Origin of the sequence: Cohaesibacter marisflavi, from assembly GCF_900115225.1 — a bacterium.
Lineage (GTDB): Bacteria > Pseudomonadota > Alphaproteobacteria > Rhizobiales > Cohaesibacteraceae > Cohaesibacter > Cohaesibacter marisflavi.
Map to the genome: position 1 here is coordinate 106,588 of NZ_FOVR01000013.1, position 21,541 is coordinate 128,128.

General features: G+C 55.1%; 19 protein-coding genes. 13 read left to right on the forward strand and 6 right to left on the reverse strand.

All coding sequences use genetic code 11. The annotated features are described in order from the left end of the window. Position 1: 1 nt before the first annotated feature. Positions 2 to 796 carry a 2-(1,2-epoxy-1,2-dihydrophenyl)acetyl-CoA isomerase PaaG gene (gene paaG, locus BM258_RS19770; RefSeq protein WP_175528178.1) on the reverse strand — a complete coding sequence of 265 codons (795 nt, stop codon included), beginning with the start codon at positions 794 to 796 and terminating at the stop codon, positions 2 to 4. Between the two features lie 135 nt (positions 797 to 931). Here paaG and paaN point away from each other — a divergent pair, with 135 nt between their 5' ends. The 7 genes from paaN (at position 932) to BM258_RS19805 (ending at position 9,143) form a co-directional block, all read left to right on the forward strand. Further along, positions 932 to 2,584: a phenylacetic acid degradation protein PaaN gene (gene paaN, locus BM258_RS19775; protein ID WP_090074965.1), complete on the forward strand. Its 1,653-nt coding sequence runs from the start codon at positions 932 to 934 to the stop codon at positions 2,582 to 2,584. A 48-nt stretch (positions 2,585 to 2,632) separates the two neighbouring features. Next, positions 2,633 to 3,781, forward strand: coding sequence for an ABC transporter substrate-binding protein (locus BM258_RS19780; RefSeq protein ID WP_090074966.1), 1,149 nt, complete (start codon positions 2,633 to 2,635; stop codon positions 3,779 to 3,781). Positions 3,782 to 3,844: 63 nt separating this feature from the next. After that, positions 3,845 to 4,717: a branched-chain amino acid ABC transporter permease gene (locus BM258_RS19785; protein ID WP_090074967.1), complete on the forward strand. Its 873-nt coding sequence runs from the start codon at positions 3,845 to 3,847 to the stop codon at positions 4,715 to 4,717. A 3-nt stretch (positions 4,718 to 4,720) separates the two neighbouring features. Next, a complete protein-coding gene (locus tag BM258_RS19790; RefSeq protein ID WP_090074968.1) occupies positions 4,721 to 5,677 on the forward strand; it encodes a branched-chain amino acid ABC transporter permease in 957 nt (318 codons plus the stop codon). Further along, positions 5,674 to 6,483 (forward strand): ABC transporter ATP-binding protein, encoded by an 810-nt coding sequence (locus BM258_RS19795; protein ID WP_090074969.1) that lies wholly within the window; start codon positions 5,674 to 5,676, stop codon positions 6,481 to 6,483. Before BM258_RS19790 ends, BM258_RS19795 begins: the two co-directional genes overlap by 4 nt. Then, positions 6,470 to 7,171: an ABC transporter ATP-binding protein gene (locus BM258_RS19800; protein ID WP_090074970.1), complete on the forward strand. Its 702-nt coding sequence runs from the start codon at positions 6,470 to 6,472 to the stop codon at positions 7,169 to 7,171. The genes BM258_RS19795 and BM258_RS19800 overlap by 14 nt, the downstream gene beginning before the upstream one ends. 1 nt (position 7,172) lies before the next feature. After that, positions 7,173 to 9,143 carry a 3-hydroxyacyl-CoA dehydrogenase NAD-binding domain-containing protein gene (locus BM258_RS19805; protein WP_090074971.1) on the forward strand — a complete coding sequence of 657 codons (1,971 nt, stop codon included), beginning with the start codon at positions 7,173 to 7,175 and terminating at the stop codon, positions 9,141 to 9,143. 91 nt (positions 9,144 to 9,234) lie between these two features. Here the strand turns inward: BM258_RS19805 and BM258_RS19810 are convergent, their stop codons facing one another. Then, complete coding sequence (locus BM258_RS19810) at positions 9,235 to 10,113, reverse strand: DMT family transporter (protein WP_090074972.1); 879 nt, start codon at positions 10,111 to 10,113, stop codon at positions 9,235 to 9,237. Positions 10,114 to 10,219: 106 nt separating this feature from the next. Here BM258_RS19810 and BM258_RS19815 point away from each other — a divergent pair, with 106 nt between their 5' ends. Both BM258_RS19815 and BM258_RS19820 read left to right on the forward strand, forming a co-directional pair. Beyond that, complete coding sequence (locus tag BM258_RS19815) at positions 10,220 to 10,783, forward strand: TetR/AcrR family transcriptional regulator (protein WP_175528179.1); 564 nt, start codon at positions 10,220 to 10,222, stop codon at positions 10,781 to 10,783. Between the two features lie 307 nt (positions 10,784 to 11,090). Beyond that, positions 11,091 to 13,070: a bifunctional 2',3'-cyclic-nucleotide 2'-phosphodiesterase/3'-nucleotidase gene (locus tag BM258_RS19820; protein ID WP_090074974.1), complete on the forward strand. Its 1,980-nt coding sequence runs from the start codon at positions 11,091 to 11,093 to the stop codon at positions 13,068 to 13,070. 81 nt (positions 13,071 to 13,151) lie between these two features. Here the strand turns inward: BM258_RS19820 and BM258_RS19825 are convergent, their stop codons facing one another. After that, positions 13,152 to 13,832, reverse strand: coding sequence for a D-lyxose/D-mannose family sugar isomerase (locus tag BM258_RS19825; protein WP_090074975.1), 681 nt, complete (start codon positions 13,830 to 13,832; stop codon positions 13,152 to 13,154). A gap of 228 nt (positions 13,833 to 14,060) precedes the next feature. Between BM258_RS19825 and BM258_RS19830 the strand changes: the two genes are divergently transcribed. From BM258_RS19830 to BM258_RS24970, 4 genes are all read left to right on the forward strand, one after another. After that, positions 14,061 to 15,077 carry a LacI family transcriptional regulator gene (locus tag BM258_RS19830; RefSeq protein WP_090074976.1) on the forward strand — a complete coding sequence of 339 codons (1,017 nt, stop codon included), beginning with the start codon at positions 14,061 to 14,063 and terminating at the stop codon, positions 15,075 to 15,077. Between the two features lie 67 nt (positions 15,078 to 15,144). Next, positions 15,145 to 16,068 (forward strand): carbohydrate kinase family protein, encoded by a 924-nt coding sequence (locus BM258_RS19835; protein WP_280141793.1) that lies wholly within the window; start codon positions 15,145 to 15,147, stop codon positions 16,066 to 16,068. Positions 16,069 to 16,337: 269 nt separating this feature from the next. Further along, positions 16,338 to 16,967, forward strand: coding sequence for a TetR/AcrR family transcriptional regulator (locus tag BM258_RS19840; protein WP_139229334.1), 630 nt, complete (start codon positions 16,338 to 16,340; stop codon positions 16,965 to 16,967). A gap of 629 nt (positions 16,968 to 17,596) precedes the next feature. Continuing rightward, positions 17,597 to 18,886, forward strand: coding sequence for a methyl-accepting chemotaxis protein (locus tag BM258_RS24970; RefSeq protein ID WP_090074979.1), 1,290 nt, complete (start codon positions 17,597 to 17,599; stop codon positions 18,884 to 18,886). An 84-nt stretch (positions 18,887 to 18,970) separates the two neighbouring features. Here the strand turns inward: BM258_RS24970 and BM258_RS19850 are convergent, their stop codons facing one another. From BM258_RS19850 to cysT, 3 genes are read right to left on the reverse strand one after another with little or no spacing between them, the layout of a single operon-like run. Beyond that, positions 18,971 to 19,723 carry an ABC transporter ATP-binding protein gene (locus BM258_RS19850; protein WP_090074980.1) on the reverse strand — a complete coding sequence of 251 codons (753 nt, stop codon included), beginning with the start codon at positions 19,721 to 19,723 and terminating at the stop codon, positions 18,971 to 18,973. A gap of 10 nt (positions 19,724 to 19,733) precedes the next feature. Continuing rightward, positions 19,734 to 20,573, reverse strand: a complete 840-nt coding sequence (cysW, locus tag BM258_RS19855; protein WP_407062739.1) for a sulfate ABC transporter permease subunit CysW — start codon at positions 20,571 to 20,573, stop codon at positions 19,734 to 19,736. Positions 20,574 to 20,602: 29 nt separating this feature from the next. Beyond that, positions 20,603 to 21,481 (reverse strand): sulfate ABC transporter permease subunit CysT, encoded by an 879-nt coding sequence (cysT, locus tag BM258_RS19860; RefSeq protein ID WP_090074982.1) that lies wholly within the window; start codon positions 21,479 to 21,481, stop codon positions 20,603 to 20,605. Between the last annotated feature and the right edge of the window lie 60 nt (positions 21,482 to 21,541).

Consider the following 21,541-nt stretch of genomic DNA (forward strand, 5'->3'; position numbering starts at 1 on the left):
ATCAGCACCCCCTGAAGTTGGCTGGGCGTTTTTCCAGAAAGGCTGCGACACCTTCAGAATAGTCGTCGGTCTGACCAGCAGTGCGCTGGCAGTCACGTTCCATATCTAGATGCGTGTCCAAGGGCTGATCGGAAGCGGCCTGGATGAGGCGTTTGCTCAGTCCCAGACCAACGGTAGGGCCAGCGGCAAGCTGCTCGGCCATGGCACTTGCTTCTTCCATCAGCGCTTCATCATCCACAGCCTTCCAGATCAGGCCCCAGTCGGCGGCTTGTTCCGCAGGAAGAGGAGTTGCCAGCATCGCCAGCGCCTTGGCTCTCGGTTCGCCCAGAATGCGGGTGAGAGACCAGCTTCCTCCGGCATCGGGAATAAGGCCAATCTTGGAAAAGGCCTGAATGAATTTTGCCGATTTCGCAGCCAGAACGATGTCACAGGCCAGAGCGATATTGGCTCCTGCACCTGCGGCAACGCCATTGACTGCGCAGAGCACGGGCTTTTCCAGCAAGCGGATCAGGCGCAGCGTTGGATTGTAAAATGTTTCAAGCGTTTGTCCGAGATCCGGTTTGGCTCCTCCCTTGCGAGGATCGCGGTCTCCCAGATCCTGCCCGGCGCAAAAGCCGCGTCCTGCTCCTGTTAGCAGAACGGCGCGGATATCCGCATCCGCAAGAGCGCGTTCCATTTGTGCCCGCAAGGCAAGATGCATCTCATCGTTGAATGAGTTCAGTTTGTCCGGTCTGTTGAGCGTGAGCCTGAGCACGCCATTCTTCAGATCCGACAGCACGGTCTCGGATATGTTCATTTGTTCTCCCCCAAGGTCCACTTTTGTAGAGCCAACGAAAGACTTGTTGCATAAACCGTCCGGACGGTCAATTATACGCTTGAATAAATCGTCCGGACGGTCAATTATATGCCGGATACTGAATGTGGGGGACCAATGACTAATTTTTATATTCGCCATCATGCGCTGCTGACTGATGCTGTCTCTGCGCTGAAATCGCGGGAATTCTGGACGCCGTTTCCGGAAATCCCCAGCGGCCGTTTCTATGGCGAGAGCGCTCGCGAAGATGGTCAGGCGGCCTTTGATAGACTAATTGGTCATCGGTTTGCGCTACCCGATCATCCGGAAACCGACAGGGTGGGCATGGAAGAATCTCCTTGGGGGCTGCCGCTCAAGATTAATTATCCCACAGCTGATGCATCGCAGCTGATTGAAGCTTCTGAGGCCGTTGCTGGTGAATGGGCCGAAGCCAGCCCGGAGGTGCGCGTCGGGGTTCTGCTAGAGGCTCTGGTGCGGCTTAATGCCATGAGTTTCCTGATGGGGCACGCGGTGATGCATACCACCGGGCAGGCATTTCCCATGGCCTTTCAGGCTGGTGGGCCGCATTCGCAGGATCGTGGACTGGAGGCGGTTGCCGCTGCGTGGGTTGAGATGAACGCGACCGTGCGCGAGGCGACATGGGAGAAGCCGCAAGGCAAGCTGGCCTCCATCATTCTGGAAAAACGCTGGAAACTGGTGCCGCGCGGACTGGCGTTAGCCATTGGCTGCAACACCTTCCCCACCTGGAATGGCTATCCGGGGATTTTTGCCAGTCTGGCTACGGGTAATACGGTCATTGTCAAGCCACATCCGGCGGCCATTCTGCCCCTTGCCCTTACCGTCAGAGTTTTACGCGAAGTGCTGGTGGAAGCCGAGCTACCGGCCGATGTGGTTCTGCTTGCTGCCGATGAGCCTGGACAGGAGATGACGCAAGAGCTCGTGGATAGCGGCGCCTTTTCCCTGATCGATTATACTGGTTCTTCGGTTTTTGGCGCTTGGCTACGCAAGCATGCAGGCAAGGCACAGGTCTATACCGAAGAGACCGGCGTTAACTCCATTACGATAACCGGATGCCGAGATTTCAAGGGCATGTGCAACAATATTGCCTTTTCGCTGTCGCTCTATTCGGGGCAGATGTGCACTTCGCCGCAGAATATCTATATCCCGTCCACTGGCATAGACAGTGATGAGGGGCCCAAGAGCTTTGATGACGTGGCCAAGGGTATCGCCTTCGCCGTCGATAGATTGCTGTCTGATGGGGAACGAGCTTCCGGGATATGCGGCACCATTGCCAACCCGGCGACCCTTGCGCGGGTGGCCGTGTCGCGTGGTATCGGACGTATTGTCCGCGATAGCGGCGAGACGGGGATTGGCCGCAGTGCAACGCCGCTGTTGTTGGCGCTTGACGGGGAAGAAGAGGGGGCGGAGCAGGAGGAGTGCTTCGGGCCGGTGTCATTCTTCATTCCATGTGAAAGCGCATCCGATGCTATCGCGCGTGCATCAAGCATTGCCCGACAGAAAGGGGCGATTACCGCTGCTCTGTATGCCACGGATCAGGATCTGATCACGGAGGCCGAGGATGCCTTCGCGCATGCTGGAGTCAATCTGTCGGTCAATCTGACGGGCAATATTTTTGTCAATCAATCGGCGGCTTTTTCCGACTTTCACGTTACTGGCGCCAATCCTTCGGGCAATGCCTGCCTGACGGATACTGCCTTTGTCGCGTCGCGTTTCCGGCGCGTCATGATCCGTTGGCCCAAGGTCGCTTAAGCGGCATTGAGCCAATTTCATCAACTGGATATCTAGGGAGGACTATCCATGAAACCTGTAATTACTACTGCCATGACTACACTTGTTGCGCTTGGCGTTATCAGCCTTGCCGCTCCGGCTTCTGCTGAAATTCGTCTGGGGGCGAGTGTCTCTGCAACGGGGCCTGCGGCCTTTTTGGGGGACCCGGAGGCCAAAACCATCGAAATGCTCGTGGAGCAGGTCAATGAGGCCGGTGGCATCAATGGTGAAAAGATCGAGCTATTCCTTTATGACGATGGTGGCGACCCCAACAAGGCTCGCACCTTTGCTACTCGTCTGGTGGAAGATGACGAAGTGGTTGCCATCATTGGTGGCTCAACGACGGGGACCACCATGTCGATTATTTCGGTGGCGGAAGACGAGGAAATTCCGTTCATCTCGTTGGCTGGTGCCATCCAGATCATTGATCCGGTGCGCGACTATGTGTTCAAAACGCCGCATACGGACAGAATGGCATGCGCCAAGATCTTTACGGATATGGCGGCGCGTGAGCTCACCAAAATCGGCATGATTTCCGGTACGGACGGGTTTGGCGCATCGATGCAGGCGCAGTGCCATGATATCGCTGCGGAGCACGGTATAGAGGTGATCGCGGATGAGACTTATGGGCCGCAGGATGCGGACATGACACCGCAGCTCACCAAGATTTCCAAGACCGAAGGCGTGCAGGCGATCCTCAACCCCGGCTTTGGTCAGGGGCCGGCGATCGTGACGCGCAACAAGGCGCAGCTTGGCATCAACTTGCCGCTTTATCAAAGCCATGGTGTGGCCTCTGACGGCTTTATCAAGCTGGCCGGTGCCGAGGCATCCGAGGGCGTCAGACTGCCGGGAACGGCCCTGTTGATCGCAGATATTCTGCCCGATGGAGACCCACAGAAGGATGTTGTTACGTCTTACAAGTCCGCTTTCGAGGGCAAGTATGAGCAGAAGGTGTCCACCTTTGGCGGCTACGCCAATGATGCCTTTTTGCTGATGACAAGTGCCATGGCCAAAGCAGGCTCTGATGCTGAAGCAATCCGCAATGCGCTTGAGGACACATCCGGTCTGGTGGGGACAACCGGCACCTACAGCTTCTCTGCCAATGACCATCTCGGTCTGGATCTCAGCGCCTTTCGCATGCTCGAAATCCGCGATGGTGGCTGGGCTCTTGCAGAATAAATGCGCATCGGGCGGGGCTGTTGCCCCGCCTCAATCGACTCGATCTTAAAGGGAGAGCCGCTCATGGATGCCTTGATGCAGTTTCTTTTGTCTGGAATGACCGTCGGCGCAGTTTATGCGCTCGTTGCTCTGGGCTTTACAATTATCTATAACGCTTCCGATGTGGTGAATTTCGCACAGGGCGAATTCGTCATGCTGGGCGGTATGACAACCGTTTTTGCCCATGCCGCAGGGTTGCCTCTGCCTCTGGCTGCGGTCATTGCCATTGCGCTCACCGCCCTTGTTGGCGTGGCGCTCAACAAGCTGGCGATTGAACCGGCCCGTGGTGCGCCGGTGGTCTCATTGATCATTATCACCATCGGGGCGTCGATTTTCATCCGGGGTGCCGCGCAGCTGGTTTTTGACAAACAGTTGCACCGCTTTCCCTCTTTCTCGGGCGATGAACCTATACGTTTGCTCGGGGCTGCGATTCTTCCGCAGAGCCTGTGGGTTGTCGGTGGGGCCTTTGCCGTCTTTTTCGGCCTCTGGGCCTTCTTTACCAAAACCCTGACAGGCAAGGCCGTGTTGGCAACAGCCAATAATAGACTGGCCGCACAGCTGGTCGGCATCAATACCGGTTGGGTGATGACGCTTTCCTTCTCTCTGTCCGCAGCCATTGGGGCGCTCGCTGGCGTTCTGGTCACTCCTATCACGCTGGTTGCCTATGACGTTGGGGTCGGGTTGGCGCTCAAGGGTTTTGCGGCTGCCATGCTGGGCGGCATGGGCAACCCGAAAGGGGCGCTTGTTGGCGGCATCCTTCTTGGTCTTCTGGAAGCGATGACAGCTGGCTATCTCAGTTCACAATATAAGGATGCGGTAGCCTTCATCGTCATTCTGGCTGTGTTGTTTGCCATGCCGCAGGGTTTGTTCGGCGCCAAGCACACCGAGAGGGTCTGATCCATGAAATCAAATCTGAAATGGATACAACTGGCGATCGTGTTTGTGCTGATCATCGCGTTGCCGGCATTTTTTCCCTCTGGATACTATTATCGGGTCGGAGCGCTGATCTTTGTCAACGCCCTCAGCGTCGTCGGCCTGGTGATCCTGATCGGTTATGCGGGCCAGATCAGCCTTGGCCATGCCGGATTTGCTGGCATAGGGGCCTATGCCTGCGCTCTGGGACCTGATTATGTCGGGTTACATCCAGCTTTCTCAGTCATTCTGGGTGCTGTTGTTTCTGCTGGTATGGCAGCGCTTATCGGCAAGCCGATCTTGCGTCTCAAAGGGTATTATCTCGCGGTTGCCACTTTGGGGTTCGGCATTCTGGTCTCCATGGTTTTGACCAATGAGCGCGCACTGACAGGCGGTCCGGATGGAACGGCTGTGGCGAAACTGGGGTTGAGAAGCTGGCTCAAGGATGCCGGTATCAAGCTTTCCAGCGGAGAATTCTGGTATCTGGTCTGTGGGGCCGTCTTGCTGATTGGGGTCTGGATTGCGCTCAATCTGTTCCATAGCGCGACAGGACGGGCCATGCGGGCGCTGCACGGCTCGGAAGTCGCCGCGCGTACTGTCGGTATCGATGTTGCGCAGGTAAAGCTGCAAGCCTTCGTGATTTCTGCTGTCTATGCGTCGGTGGCCGGGTCTCTTCTGGCCTTACAGAATAAGTTCATCACACCTGATGTTGCCGGCTTCATGCATTCCATCGAGATGGTGACCATGGCTGTTCTGGGAGGCGTCAACTCTGTTCTGGGGGCCACATTAGGGGCGGCGATACTTACATTGCTGCCACAGGTTCTCACGATATTCGCCGAATATGAGCAGTTGGTCATGGGGCTTGTGATGATCCTAGTGATGATCTTTCTGCCCAAAGGGCTGTTGCCTTCCATCGCTGCCCGGTTGAGAGGGAGGGGAGAATGACGCTTTTACAAATTGAAGGACTGGGGATCAGCTTCGGTGGCCTAAGGGCGGTCAATGATGTGGGCTTTTCTGCCAAGCCGGGCGAAGTTGTCTCGGTTATCGGGCCAAATGGCGCAGGCAAGACGACCCTCTTCAACATGATTTCCGGCGTCTATCTGCCCAACACGGGGCGGGTACTGCTCGATGGGCAGGATGTCACACGGTTTGAATCACACCGTCTGGCGCGCAAGGGACTGACGCGCACATTCCAGAATCTGCAGATTTTTCAGGATATGACTGTGCTCGAAAATGTCATTGTCGGCTTTCATCTGGCCGAGCGAGGTCATTTGTTGGCCGACATTCTCTCTTTGCCGAGCACAAAACGACGGGCACGGGAGGTGCGGACGAAAGCCATGGATCTGCTGAAGCGGGTACGTTTGGACAAGGCCGCCGACCAAGTGGCGGGCAATCTGTCCTACGGATCGCTCAAGCGGCTGGAAATCGTGCGCGCACTGGCTATGGAGCCACGGGTTTTGCTGCTTGATGAACCGGCGGCTGGCTGCAATGCGGTCGAGACCGAAGAGATCGATTCATTTATCGCGGAGCTTGCTGCCTCTGGCATCGCTATTCTGCTGGTCGAGCATGACATGAAGATGGTGATGCGGATTTCCAATCATATTGTCGTTCTGGATCACGGTGAGAAAATCGCCGAAGGCAGCCCGGAAGAGGTTTCGAAAAATCCCGAGGTGATTTCGGCCTATCTGGGCGCGGAGGCGGGGCAGGATACCCCGAGCGTGGAAAGGGAGGTTGCCAATGCTGACGGTTGAGAAACTGCATTCGGCCTATGGGCGCATCGAGGTGCTGCACGGGATCGATCTGCAGGTCAAGTCAGGTGAGATTGTGACCGTGGTGGGGGCCAATGGGGCAGGCAAGACAACGCTTCTCAAGTGCCTTTCCGGTACGCAACCTGTCACTTCGGGGCAGATCGATTTTCGTGGTGAGGTGATCACAGCAGTGCCTGCCTTCAAGCGACTGGAACGTGGACTAGCGCAGTCGCCGGAGGGGCGGCAAATATTCACCAATCTGTCGGTGGAGGAAAATCTGCGCCTTGGTGCCTTTCTTTTCAGCGATGATCGGGTGGATGCGGATATGCAGGATGCTTTCACCATGTTTCCGATCCTCAAGGAAAAGCGCAACCTGATGGCGGGCGGGCTTTCTGGAGGGCAGCAGCAGATGCTGGCCATTGCGCGGGCCCTGATGGGGCGTCCGCATTGCCTTTTGCTGGATGAACCGTCGATGGGGCTGGCGCCTTTGCTGGTCGCGCAAATATTTGAGGTGGTTGAAAGCCTGAAGGCGCGCGATGTGACGGTTTTGCTGGTGGAACAGAATGCCTTCGGAGCGCTCAAGATCGCCGATCGCGGCTATGTGATGGAAACGGGGCAGGTGACGATGAGCGGTCCTGCATCGGAGTTGATTGCAGATCCGCGCATTCGTGAAGCCTATTTGGGGATTTGATATGGACGCGAAAAATTCATCTGTTGTTCGCCTGCGCCGTGCGGGTGATATTGCCATCGTCACGGTTGACAATCCGCCGGTCAATGCGCTCTCGGTGGCTCTCCGCCAAGGATTGCTGGATGCTGTTGAGGATTGCGAGGCTGATGAGGCTGTGCGGGCGGTGGTGCTGCAGTGTGCGGGGCGAACCTTTATTGCCGGTGCAGATGTCCGTGAGTTCGGCAAGCCCCCTCAACCGCCCCACTTGCCTGATGTGGTTGCACGTATCGAAGGGGCTCGAAAGCCCTGGATTGCTGCGATCCACGGGACCGCTCTGGGGGGCGGGTTCGAGGTGGCCATGGGATGCCGCTTTCGTGTTGCTGCACCAGACGCCAAGGTCGGGCTGCCTGAGGTGACGTTGGGCATCGTGCCGGGGGCCTCTGGCACTGTGCGCACCGCGCGTCTTGCCGGGGTAGCCTCTGCGGTGGAACTTGTCACCAGCGGACGGCCATGGAAGGCAGACAAGGCACTGTCTGCAGGCCTTTTGGACGGCGTCGTCGCAGGGAATTTGGAAGACGAGGCGATAGCCTTTGCGCGAGCCGCCTTGGACCGCCCCTTGCCTGAAGTGGCTTCAGAGCGCCCTGTGGAGCCGATGCCAGAAGCTTTTTGGCAAGAGGCAAAGAAGGCCGTGGCCAAAGCTGGACATCAGGCCCCTGTGAAGGCGTTGGAATTGATCCGTCAGGGATCCGAGCTTCCCTTCTCGGATGCGATGGCGAAGGAGCGCGAAGCGTTTCTTACGTTGCGCCAGTCAGACGAGGCAGCAGCCTTGCGTCATGTGTTTTTTGCAGAAAGGGCAGCCGGTCGACCTGATGCCCTGCGCTTCGTTACGCCACGACAAGTGCATACTGTCGGGGTGATTGGGGGGGGGACCATGGGCGCGGGCATTGCGGCTGCCCTGAGACTGGCAGGCCTGCCCGTTGTGCTGATTGAGCGGGATCAAGCCGCTTTGGATCGCGGGATGGATACCCTGTCCACCTTGTTCGATGGAGCTGTTAAACGCGGCAAGCTGGATGCCAAAGGCAAAGCCGAGTGCATGGACGGCGTTACTGGCAGCGTGGACTATAGCGCTTTGGTGCCGTGCGATCTTGTCATTGAGGCTGTTTTTGAGGAAATCGGGGTGAAGCGCTCTGTCTTTGCGGAGCTTGTGCTTCACTGTCGGCCTGATGCCATTCTTGCGACCAATACCTCCTATCTCGATCCGCGCTCAATTGCTGAGGGCCTTCCCAATCCGGAGCGGTTCATCGGGCTGCATTTCTTCAGTCCGGCCCATATCATGAAGTTGCTGGAGATTGTGCCGGTGACTGAAACGGCTGAGGAGGTGCTGGCATCAGCCTTTGCGCTTGCGCGGCAGTTGGGCAAGATGCCGGTCAAGGCCGGTATTTGCGAAGGTTTCATCGGTAATCGCATTCTCAAGCGCTATCGGAGCGAAGCAGAGACGCTTCTGCTTGATGGTGTAGCCATTGCTGATATCGATCAAGCGATGCGGTCTTTCGGTTTCCGGATGGGGCCGTTCGAAGCGCAGGATCTGGGAGGGCTTGATATCGCCTTTCTACAGCGGGAAGGTGCGCGTGCCGCAGGCAAAGACGTGCCCGAAACGCTGGGAGACATTCTGGTCAAAGCGGGGCGCAAGGGGCAGAAGACCGGCGGCGGCTGGTATGACTACAACAAAGGAGACCGCACCCCGCGCCCTTCGGACGCAGTTGCCCAGTTGCTCAAGGGGAGAATGAAGGCTCAAAAGCCAATGCCTCTGGATGCAATCTCAAGCCATTTGATCACTGCGATGGCGAGAGAAGGGCAGGCTCTTCTGGAAGAAGGGATCGCCGGGCAACCATCGGACATCGATCTGGTCGAAATCCATGGATATGGGTTCCCGCGCTGGAAAGGGGGGCCGATGTTCTGGGCCGAACGGATGGGCCTAACAAATCTCGCAGGATAAGAAACAAGAGAAAAGCGCAGCCTGTCAGATGCAGGTTGCGCTTTCTTTTTGGGTCACGAATTTGGTCCTTGAGCAGATGGTCCGTCTGCTCTTATTCTGCGATGGCTGGTGCCGGTGCTCGTTTCATTTGATAGAGTTTGAGAAGTGGCTGACCCAAGGCTGCAATCAGAATGAGGCTGCCGCCTATGAAGGTTGCCTCACTAGGAACTTCTCCGAACAGCGCCCAGATGATCACCGGTGCGATGACAATCTTGATCTGCGCGATGAGGCTGACTTCCGGAGCGGAGATAAGGCGGGTGGCCATGGCATTCAGCATGCGGCCGACGGGGGCGGTAAACAGGCCCATGACCATCATGATCAGCACGCCATACATATCGAAGTCGCCCACCTTGATGAAGGGAACCGCAAACAGGCCAATGAACAGGCCGCCAGCGCCGACCACCAGTGAGCGGTTGAGCTGGCTGAATTTGCGCCAGACTACGAAATTCAACGATACGGCCAGCGATGCGGTGAGCGCGATCAGGTCGCCAGCCATACCGCCGGAAGCCAGAGAGCCTCGTACGATGATATACATGCCGGCCATGGAGAGGAGGATGGCAAAGAAGGTCTGCTTCTGCAGGCGCTCCTTAAGGAAAATCCAGCTGAAGATGGCTGAGAGAATGGGCGTTACGCTCATGATGAGCAGCACATTGGCGACGGTCGTCTTTTGCACAGCGAGGGTAAAGGCTGTTCCGCTGACGCCCATGATGGCGCCGGAGACAAACAGCATGAAGCCACCGGCCTTGATGACCGGAAGCAGATGGCCTTCCCGGATGCGGGTCAGCAGCGTCATCGAGATCAACGAGAAGACGCCGAACAGGAAAGACGGAGCAAAGCCATGCAGGCCGGATAGGCGAATAAAGACCGCATCCAAGCTCATGAGAGCGGCGGCGACCAGAAGATAGGTTAGACCTTTTTCGTGATGTGTCATTGATGATTAATCCTGACTTGTATTTTCAAGAATTTGAACATAATACTGGTTAGTATGATTTGCAAGCTCTGTTGGTGTTCTTATGAAAGTTGCCGAGAAAATCCGTTTGAAACAAAAAACCATCGTAGAGGCTGCCGAACGGCTGTTTCTGGCGAATGGCTATAGTGGTACCACCATGGATGCCGTGGCGTTGGAGGCGGGGGTCACCAAGCAGACGGTTTATCGCTACTTTCCCTCCAAAGTTTCGCTGTTTACTGCGCTTCTTGGTCGTTTCGATGAAGATGAAACAGAGTTCTTCTTCTCAAGCGAGGGAGATTTGGCTGAAGAATTACGCCTTTATGGGGTCGCATTCCTGACGCGTCATATGCGGTCTCGAAATCTGGCATTGTTTCGCTTGATGCTATCGGAAAGCAAGCATAGCAGCGAGCTTGGCGATTTGTTTCGTTTCCACGCACAGCCCTATTGGCTAGGCAAACTCACGCTTTTTCTAAGTCAGTATCTGCCTGAGCAAGAGGCTAAGGCCTATGCGCACATGTATAACGCCATGCTGCTTTCCAAGCGGACGCCGTTGCTGATGCGCAGGGAGGAGGGAATGACGGCTGAGCAGATTCGCAATCATGTGGACTTCAGCCTTCAGCTCTTTCTTCATGGCCTGCCGCTTGACCGATGACCATTCGCGATAGGGGTGTTGCCAATGAAGGGACAAGAGAGAGGGAGAGGGCCTTTCTCTTTCTGTACCACGCATATTATCTGTGACTTTCTTCCCGATTGGCGCGAAGGCCTGTGTGCGTCACAATAAAAGCACATAAACTCTACAACCTGTTTGTTGTTATTGGAGCGAAAACCGTTCTGAGGAGATGCTGTTGGCTCGCACTCGCTCGGTCTTTGCTCGCATTGCGGGGCTGGTTGTCTGTTTGATGCCTATTTCGCCCGTGTTTTCAATGAAGTGTCTATTTTGATTCAAGGAGCGCTTGATTATGTCCACACTCTCACTTTCCCGTCGCCGCTTTCTGGCTGGTGCTGCTGGCGCAGGCGCGCTGATTGCTTTGCATCCTTTTTCCGCCTTTGCAAAGGCGGGGCAGGCCCATTTGCGTCTGATGGAGACGACCGACATTCACGTCGCGATTTTTCCTTATGATTATTACGGTGACAAGCCAACGGATTCAGCCGGTCTTGCCCGTACGGCCGCGCTGATCAATGACATTCGTGCCGAAGCGTCCAATTCCATGTTGCTGGATAACGGAGATCTTATTCAGGGCAATCCGATGGGCGATTATGTTGCCTATGAACGCGGGTTTGAGGGGGATCAGCTGCATCCAATGATGGCGGCCATGAATACCCTTGGCTATGACATGGCTACCCTTGGTAACCATGAATTCAACTATGGCCTCGATTTCCTCAAGAAGGCACTCGCCGGGGCGAACTTCCCCTTCGTTTGTGCCAATATTGCCATGGGTGATACGCTCGGAGCTGATCCCACCAAGGACAAAACCCTGATCAAGCCATATGAAATTCTTGAAAAGACGATCAAGGATGGTGATGGCAATGAGCATACCATCAAGCTTGGGTTCATCGGCTTTGTACCGCCACAGATCATGACATGGGATATGGCCAATCTGGAAGGCAAGGTCATGACGCGCGATATCGTCAAGACAGCCGAAGCCTATGTGCCGCAAATGAAGGAAGAGGGCGCCGAACTGATCATTGCGTTGTGTCATTCGGGCATTGCCGGTGGTGGTTATTCCGAAGGGATGGAAAACGCTGCTCTCTATCTGGCCGGTGTGAAGGATGTCGACGTTGTCTTTACCGGCCATCATCACCGTGTCTTTCCTGGCAACTATGCCGACATCAAGGGCGTCGACAACGAGAAGGGCACCTTGATGGACAAACCGGCTGTTATGGCTGGCTTCTGGGGCTCGCATCTGGGGCTGATCGATCTGCTGCTTGAGAAGAATGAAAATGGCAAATGGGCCATCGCTTCGCATGTTTCCGAGGCCCGTCCTATCTACAAGCGCGAAAAACGGAAATATATTCCGCTGGTGGAAAGTGTGGCGTCGGTTCTGGCACCCGTCCAGAAAACCCATGAGGAAACCCTTGATTATATCCGTCGTCCGGTGGGGGAAGCTGCTTCGGCGCTTTATTCCTATTTCGCGCTGGTGGCTGATGATCCATCCGTGCAGATCGTCTCCAATGCGCAGCTCTGGTACACCGCGCAGATGCTGAAGGGCTCCGAGTTTGAAGGGTTACCGCTGCTTTCTGCTGCTGCTCCGTTCAAATGCGGCGGTCGTGGTGGGCCTGATTATTACACCGATGTGCCAGCCGGCCCGGTCGCCATCAAGAATGTGGCTGACCTCTATCTCTATCCCAACACCGCACGGGCGGTGAAAGTCACCGGACAGCAGGTCAAGGATTGGCTTGAGCGTTCCGCCGGGATCTTCAATCAGGTGGAAGCCGGTGGCAAGGATCAGACTCTGCTCAATCCAGACTTCCCATCCTACAATTTCGATGTGATCGACGGAGTGACCTACAAGATCGATATTTCCCAGCCGTCAAAATATTCTTCTGACGGAAAGGAAGAAATCAATCCCGATGCCAACCGTATCGTCGATCTGATGTATGACGGCAAACCGGTTGACCCTGAAGCCGAGTTCATTGTGGCAACCAACAACTATCGCGCTGCCGGTGGCGGCCACTTCCCGGGCTGTGATGGTTCCACCATCATTCTGACCGCGCCGGATACCAACCGCGATGTGATTGTGCGCTACATTGTCGAGAAGGGAACCGTGAACCCGACGGCAGATTCCAACTGGTCGCTGGCTCCTCTGGCTGACACGACGGTTCTGTTTGAAACAGGGCCGAAAGCGGCTGCTTTCGTCGAGGATGTAGAAGCGGTTTCCATCGAGGCAACCGGCGAGACCAGCGAAGCCGGCTTCGGGGTCTATCGCATCTCGCTGTAAATTGGCCTGTTCCATTGGAAATGAAAACACCCGCAAGTCTTTTAGCTTGCGGGTGTTTTTATGTCTCGTCTTCTGCGGATTTTAACTCAGGAATGTATCATAGTCGGAGACGAGCAGGTGGCGAGGTGCTTCGTCTTCTTCGATGGAGGAGAAGCGACCGATATCCATTTCGAACCAGTTGTCGGTCTTGTCGTCATTGACGGTAGAAACTTCGCCGATCAGCACATCGTCGCCTTCTCCCCAGAAGGAATGCCAGACGCCCGGCATCAGCGTGATGCTTTCACCCGGATCCAGCTTGAGGTGGCTGCCCGCCTTGAGGGTCTTCATACGGCCGTCAATGGGAACCACGACATCCTTTTCGCGATCGATTGTCCCTTCTTCATTCGGCGCCCAGAGTTCGAGCACCAGCTTGCCGCCGCCGCGGTTGATGATGTCTTCGGCCTTCAGATAATGGCGATGCATCGGGGAAAGCTGGTCTTTGCGGCTGATCATGATCTTTTCCGCATAGAGCATGCCTTTGCCGCGTTTGAGGTCTTCTGCAATGCCGTTGCGCACGGTGAACAGAAACAGGCCAAGTTCGTCGAACTTCCCAAGTCCGTAATCGGTGATATCCCATCCCATGGCGCGCTCGACATAGAGGCTATGGTCGGTGGCCTTCATCTCTTCGGGAGAGAGATAGGCAAAGGGTGGCAAAATGTAGCCGAAGGATCGAATGAAGCTGTCTGCCTCTTTCAGGATTTCATTGACATGGGAACGTTTCATCAAAGCTGCTCTCTGAATTCGCTGTTAGAAAATTGACTGCAACGCTGCAATTGAAGGTAGTATAGGACAAATCGAGAGAATTTTATATCGTTACAATAGCTAGGTTGGATAAATCTCTAACTGTTTGTAATTGGGAAAAAAATGGCATAGTCTTCATTCCTGATCAAAAAAGTTACGTATTAAATTCTGCCATTCAGGCTGAATAGCGCGTGCCGTTGAAGGGATTTCATGCAGCAAGGGTCAACCAAGCCGACGCAAAAGACGATTGCGCAAATCATGGGGCTGGCGGTTACAACCGTTTCTCGTGCCCTGAAGGGGGATCCCAAGATCGCCGAGGCAACGCGACAGCAGGTGGCCAAGGTTGCCGAGGAAATCGGCTATGTGCCAGACCGTGCGGCTCAGCGACTCAGAACCGGAAAGACGCGCGTCATCGGCCTGATGTTGAGCCCCCATGACGAGATTTTCGGGTTTGGCAACAGCATGATCGAGGGGCTGACCCGCTCTCTGGAGGGATCTGGCTATCATTTGATCATAACGCCCACATTTTCTGGTGGAGATGATATCGCTCCGATCAAATATGTGGTGCGGAACGGTTTGGCGGATGGGCTGGTGCTGACGCGGACGCGCAATTTCGATGAGCGCGTTCGCTATTTGCTTGAGAAGAAATTTCCCTTTGTTTCGCATGGGCGCACGGATTTCTCGCAGAAGCATAGTTTCATTGACTTCAACAATGAGGATTTTGCCTTTCAGGCTGCCAACAGATTGGCAGATCTTGGCTGTAACCGTCTTTCCATGATCCTGCCGCAGGAGGGCTTCACCTTCCACCAGCATCTGCGCTACGGTTTCATGCGGGCCGTGCGGCAGGCGGGTCTGGACTATGTCATTCCGGACACGGTTACACTGGATTCCAATCTTGAAGCCATCCGCTCATGGGCGGTGGAGCTGTTGTCTGATCGCAAGGAAGGCGATGTGTTCGGCTTCATTTGCCCCGGCGAGACCAGCTATCTGGCGCTGAATGCTGGGTTGCGCAATATCGGCCTCAAGCGGGGCGTGGACTATCAGGCTGTGGTTAAAACCAACAGCGCCATTCTGGAGCAGATCTCGCCGACACTTGATCGCGTGTATGAGGATATCGAGAATGCCGGTCTGCTGATGGGCAAAACGCTGCTATCCATATTGGACGGGAGCAGTGAGGGCGTTTCACAAATTGTACAGGAGCCGATCTTCAGTTTTCAGAATGTCTGAGCGAAGCAAGAGGCTGGGTTGAACCGGTTTATCAGGGAGGATTTGAACAGTGAGCAACGGGCCGAGAATCATATGCTGCGGAGAAGCGTTGATTGACATGATACCCACCAAGAGTGTGGAGGGAACGCTGACCTATGAGCCCTGCTCTGGAGGGGCTGTCTTCAACACTGCGATTGCCTTGGGGCGCTTGGGGGTGCCAGCTGAATTCCTGACTGGTCTATCGTCTGATCTGTTCGGAGAGCAAATCCGGGATTCTCTGGAGCAGAGCGGTGTCGGGGCAAGCCTGAGCGAAGTGAGCAAGCGGCCGACAACCTTGGCTTTTGTCAAGCTGGTTGATGGGCATGCGACCTATCATTTCTATGACGAGAATTCTGCCGGTCGAATGCTTTCAATCGAGAAAGTGGGGGCCGTGCCCGCATCCATCGACGCCCTGTTTTTTGGCGGTATCAGCCTTGCGGTCGAGCCTTGCGCTCGCACTTATCAGGCGATTGCCCTTAGGGAAGCGGAAGACCATGTGATCATGATGGACCCGAATGTCAGGCCGGGCTTTATCGAGGATGCGGATGTCTATCGCACGCGCATCTGCTCCATGATGGCGCATAGCGATATCGTGAAGCTTTCGGATGAAGACATTGCCTGGTTTTTCCCTGATCTTGATAATCTGGATGACCAGGTGGCCGAGGTCAAAAAACTCGGGCCGACGATCATCCTGATCACCAAAGGCGCGGAGGGTGCAACGGCTTATCTTGCTGATGGCCGTACCATATCTGCGCCATCCGAGCAGGTCAGTGTGGTTGATACCGTAGGGGCCGGTGACACCTTCAATGCCGGTATTCTGGCCAAACTGGATGAAATGGGCCTGTTGAGCAAAGAGGCTCTCAAGGGCGTTTCCGATGATCAGATCGGTGAGGCTATGGCTTTTGCTGCGCGGGTGGCGGCGGTTACCGTTTCCCGCAAAGGCGCCAATCCGCCTTGGGCGAAAGAAATCTAGGCAGCCTTCATGCGGCATTTTGGCCGCGGAAAGATCGTTAATCCTCATTCATAAGCATGCGGACCAATCTGCATGCTTTTCTTTTTTCAAGCGGCTTTTTTACAAATGCAGATTGGTTTGCCAATTGACAATAATCGTAAAAGTGTCAAATCGTATGATGTTTTTGTCAAAATTATCATACTTGAAACATAAAGTACGGTGCTGTATCTAAAAGGCGGGTGTTCGGTTCAGCAGGAAGCGTTGCTGTTTCTATTAAGGTGGAGGGGCATTTGACTGAGAAGAAAAAAAGGCGTCGAGGGGAAGCCCTCGAGCGAGCAATTCTGGATGCTGCATGGGAAGAAGTGCTGGTCTATGGATTTCAGCAATATACCGTGGAAGGTGTCGTGAAGCGCGCCAAGACAAGTCGGTCGGTTGTCTATCGTCGATGGTCCAACAAGGTGGAGCTGTTTGAAGCGGCTCTTTTGCACTATTTCCAGCAGAACAAACCCACTGTGCCCGACAGAGGGTCTCTACGCGATGATCTGATTGCGCTGTTGAACCAGGTTTGCGAAATGCGGGGCCATTTGATGATGGTTCTTACCTCTCAGCTGATGGAATATTACAGAGAGACATCTGTTAAGCCCATGGAACTGAGAGAGAAGATTGTTATTGCCAGCAATTCGGTTCTCGATGCGGTTCTGCTGAATGCCATTCAGCGTGGCGAAATCAGCGTGTTGCCGATTCCAGATCGCATCAAGCATTTGCCTTTCGATCTGATGCGCAGTGAGTTTTTCATGACCCTGCAACAGCCCAATCTCAATAGCATTATTGAGATTGTTGATTTGATCGTGTTGCCTGCGATCCATTTTCATCAGAAGCAATATGCTCATGTCAGCGGACAAGGGGCTGCCGCACAATAAGGGGGCGGGTCAAGCAGAAGGGTGCTCGATTCAGGGCATCCTCCTATTTCCTTCTGCAATCAACCCAGATCGGGCTCGTGTCGTTACGTGCTTGTCTAACTGACTGTGTTTTGGGCATGAATTTCATTTTGTTGGATAAAGTCCAATAATTAGTCAAAATAACATTGTTAAATGTACTAGTTCTGTTGACCTTTTTTCTGTAATCTCCCTTTCTATAATTGTTGTTAAAAGACTTGCCGACCTTCCATATGGTGCTAAGGCGTTATGGGACGGGTATTGTTTTTCCTATGTCTTTCAATGCGTCTTTGATCCAAAAAGCGTCCAGCGTTCTGGTGACGGCAAGGTTTGGTGGGCTTTTGCTGATCTGATTTTGAGTTCCCGTGGGGGGGACTGGAGATGGGGTGTTTCTCTTTTGCTTTGGCATTTTGTTCAAAGCATGGGGCGCACCCCATCGAGTTTGTGCCGACAGGCGCCTTAGGTCTTGATAAAAATACTATGCTTTAGCTGACTATCCGGTGTTATACCGGCAATTTTTCTTTGTTGCACAGATGGTTAACACCTTGTCAAAGAATTCGGTAGCAAACTTCGGCCCATGAATTTCTAGATAGCAGGGTCTTGGGAGGCTTTCGATGTTCGGGCTACGTAAAGAAAAGGCAGCTGAAGGGTCTTCGTTGAATGATCTCGTCGCCGCAGCAATGGACGGATCTCCGTCTGGTGTATTTATCAACTGTCTGGCGCCGGGACGCGAAGGCATCGTCTATGTCAACAAGGCTTTTCTGAAGGCGTCGGGATACCCATCCCTGCAATCGGTGCAAAGCCGCCCGGTCGCTGAGCTTCTGGCCAAGGAGCAGTATGGCGGTGTTCGCGTGGATGACTATGTCAAAAATGTTGAAGACACCATCCAGAAGTCCGGCAACTGGTCGGGCAAGATTATCTATAACAAATATGATGGTGGCAGTTTTGGCTCGCTGGTGGATATATCGGTTGCCGTGATCGATGACGTGCCATATGCCTGTGCAGTCTTGCAGGATGCGGTGAATAGCGAAGCAGCTTTTGCCAGAAACCGCAGCTTCCAAACGCTATCCAGCAGCTTTCAGGATAGTGTTGGCAGTGTTGCCCAGACCATTCAGGATGCCGCAGGTGACTTGCAGGCAACTGCACAGCAGATGATTGGCGGGGCGCAGCGCACCAGCAGTGAAACCTCGGCTTTGTTTGGCCTTACAAACCAGACGGTTGACAATATGCGCTCTGTGCAGGCTGCAACTGAAGAACTGTCCGCCTCGATTGAGGAAATTGGTCGGCAGGTGACGACCTCAACCGAAGTGGTGCATGAAGCATCCGGTCAGGCCGAGGCCACCACCAATGTTGTCAGCGAGCTGGCCACATCGGCGAGCCGCATTGGTGATGTCATCCGGCTTATTCAGGAAATCGCCGAGCAGACCAACCTGCTTGCTCTGAACGCCACTATTGAAGCTGCGCGTGCGGGCGAAGCCGGGCGCGGCTTTGCTGTTGTTGCTGCTGAAGTGAAGGATTTGGCCAACCAGACTGCCAAGGCAACTGAGGAAATTTCAGGACAGGTTTCCGGTATTCAAACCTCCACGAGCGAGACCGTTGCTGCGATTGAAAAAATCGCGGGCACGATTTCACATATCAACGAGATTTCCTCTTCTATCGCAACGGCTGTTGAGCAGCAGGCGTCGGCTGCCAAGGAGATTGCTGATAACGTGACACAGGCCTCTGGCGGTGCGGAGCAGATCAATGCTGCTCTGGGCAGCGTGGAAGAGGCTGCCAAGGAAACTGAAGTTGCGGCCAAGAGCGTCGCCGAACGGTCAGAGCATTTGTCCGGTCAGTCGAAAGAGTTGAGCGACCATGCCAGCACGTTTCTCGGGGCGCTGGATGAGACCTATCAGGCTCTCTAGTCAGTCTGGCTTTGGCTCAGATCAGTTCCAATGAAATAGAAAAGGGGCCGCGTTGGCCCCTTTGTTTTGTTTGATGAAATCGGCCTAAATGCCCGCGCCGGATTGGTTGTAACCGCCGGCGCCTTCGAGGAATTCTGCCACGAATGGCGAGGATGGCTTTTTGATCAGATTAGCCGGTGTATCGAACTGCTCGATCTTGCCGTCTGCCATGACGGCAATGCGGTCCGCCAGCTCAAACGCTTCTTCCTGATCGTGGGTAACCAGAATGGCACCGACGCCGACTTTCTGTTGCAGGCTGCGCAGGGAAAAACGTAGATCCTTGCGCACCCGCGTATCCAGTGCGCTGAAGGGTTCATCCAGGAGCAACAGCCTTGGCTCGATGGCGAGCGCCCGCGTGAGGGCCACCCGCTGACGCTGACCACCGGAAAGCTGGCTTGGGAAACGCTCTGCCAAATGGCCGATCTGGGCCATGTCGAGCAGTTCAACGACACGGCGGCTGATGTCCTTTGCCGAAGGGCGAGCGCTACGCTCGCGCATTTTGAGACCAAAGGCCACATTCTGGGCAACGCTCATATGTTCGAACAGGGCGTAGTTCTGAAACACCATGCCGAAGCGCCGCTCGCGAGCATCGAGGCCGGTAATGTCCTCTCCGTCAAAGGACAGTGTGCCCCCTTCGGCAAATTGTAGACCGGCAATGGTGCGCAGCAACGTGGTTTTGCCAGAGCCGGACGGCCCCAGAAGGGCGATGAACTCCCCCGGCTCAATATCAAGGCTAACCGCGTCAAGCACCAGATTAGCGCCGTAATATTTGCTGATATTCTGAATCTGTAGTGACATGATTGCTTTCCTAGGCATGCTCGTGCGGATGGCGCGCTTCGATGGTTGAGCGCAGAACAAGGGTGATGACGGCGATCACCGTCAGGACTGTTGCGGCAGCAAAAGCGCCAGTGGCGTTATAGTCGTTGTAAAGCAGCTGCACCTGTAGTGGCAGGGTCATGGTTTCACCCCGGATATTGCCGGACACGACGCTCACCGCGCCGAACTCTCCAATCACCCGGGCGTTGGCCAGAATGGCACCGTAAAGGAGAGCCCATTTGATTTTTGGCAGCGTGACATGGCGGAAGGTTTGCCAACCGGTAGCCCCAAGCGTCAAGGCGGCTTCTTCCTGATCCTGCCCGGAGATTTCCATCAGCGGGATCAGCTCGCGCGCCACGAAGGGGCAGGTGACGAACAGGGAGACCAGCACGATGCCGAAGAGGTTGAACATCAACTGGATATCCCAGCCATCCAGCCAACTACCAACAACGCCGGTGGCGCCATAGATCAGCAGGTAGCAGAGGCCGGCAACGATGGGCGAAATGGAGAAAGGCAGTTCGATGATAATCTGTAGCGCCCGTCTGCCGGGGAAGCGATAATGCACAATGGCCCAGGAAACCGCGATGCCGTAGATGAGGTTGATCGGCAGCACGATGAGCGCCGTGAGCACCGTCAGCCAAATGGCGTGCAGGGTATCCGGCGTCGTGATATTGGCACTGTAGACCTCAAACCCTTCCTGAAAGGCGCGGGCGAAGATTGCAATGACCGGTAACGCCATCACGAGGGCGGCGAACAGGAGTGCCACGACGATCAGTACTGCCCGTTTGCGCGCCTTCTGACGCAGCAGCGCCAGCACCTGAGGGTTGGTGATGGGCGGTGTGGAAGATGGAGCCGTCATGATCAGGAACTCCCTTTGTGTAAATGCCGGGTGGCGCGGGATTGAGCGATATTGGCAGCCACCAGAACGAAGAGGGCAATCAAGAGGATAGTTCCAGCAATGGCGCTGGCTGCCGGATAGTCATATTCTTCAAGCCGGATCATGATCAGCAGTGAGGCGATCTCGGTCTTGAAGGGCATGTTGCCAGCGATGAAAATCACCGCGCCGAACTCGCCGAGGGAGCGGGCAAAGGCCAGTGAGGCGCCAGTGATGAAGCTGGGCCAGACCTGCGGAAACACTATATGGCGAAAAACCTGCCAGTCGCGCGCACCAAGGGTTCGGGCCGCTTCTTCTGCGTCCGGTTTGAGGCTTTCGAGCACGGGTTGGACCGTGCGAACGCCAAAGGGCACCGAGGTGAACATCATGGCCAGCACAATGCCCCACCATGTGTAGGCCACCTTCAAACCGACCGCAGAAAGCAGAGTACCCATCCAGCCATTCTTGTCATAAAGGGCGACCAGCGCGATGCCTGCAACAGCCGTTGGCAAGGCAAAGGGCAGATCCACCAGCGCGTCGAGCAGACGTTTGCCGGGGAACTTGTAGCGCACCAGCACATAGGCGAGCAGCAAGCCAAAGACTGCGTTAAAGAGCGTCGCGAAAGCGGCTGCGCTGATCGTTACGCGGAAAGAGGCCAAGGTGCGTTCGGAGGAGATGATACGCCAATAGTCCGCAAGGCCCAACTGGCTCATTTGCCAGAAGAGACCACTGAGCGGCAGCAGGATGATCAGGCAAACAAACAGCAGACTTGTGCCCAGCGTCAGTGAGAAGCCGGGCATGACATGCCGTTTGAGCCGAAAAGGACTGAGAAAGGTGCGGGGAGGCGCTGCATCTAGGTGTGTCATCTCACTGGCCTGTCTTGAGGGGAAGCAACAACAGCGGCCCGAAGCGTGGGGTGCCTCGAG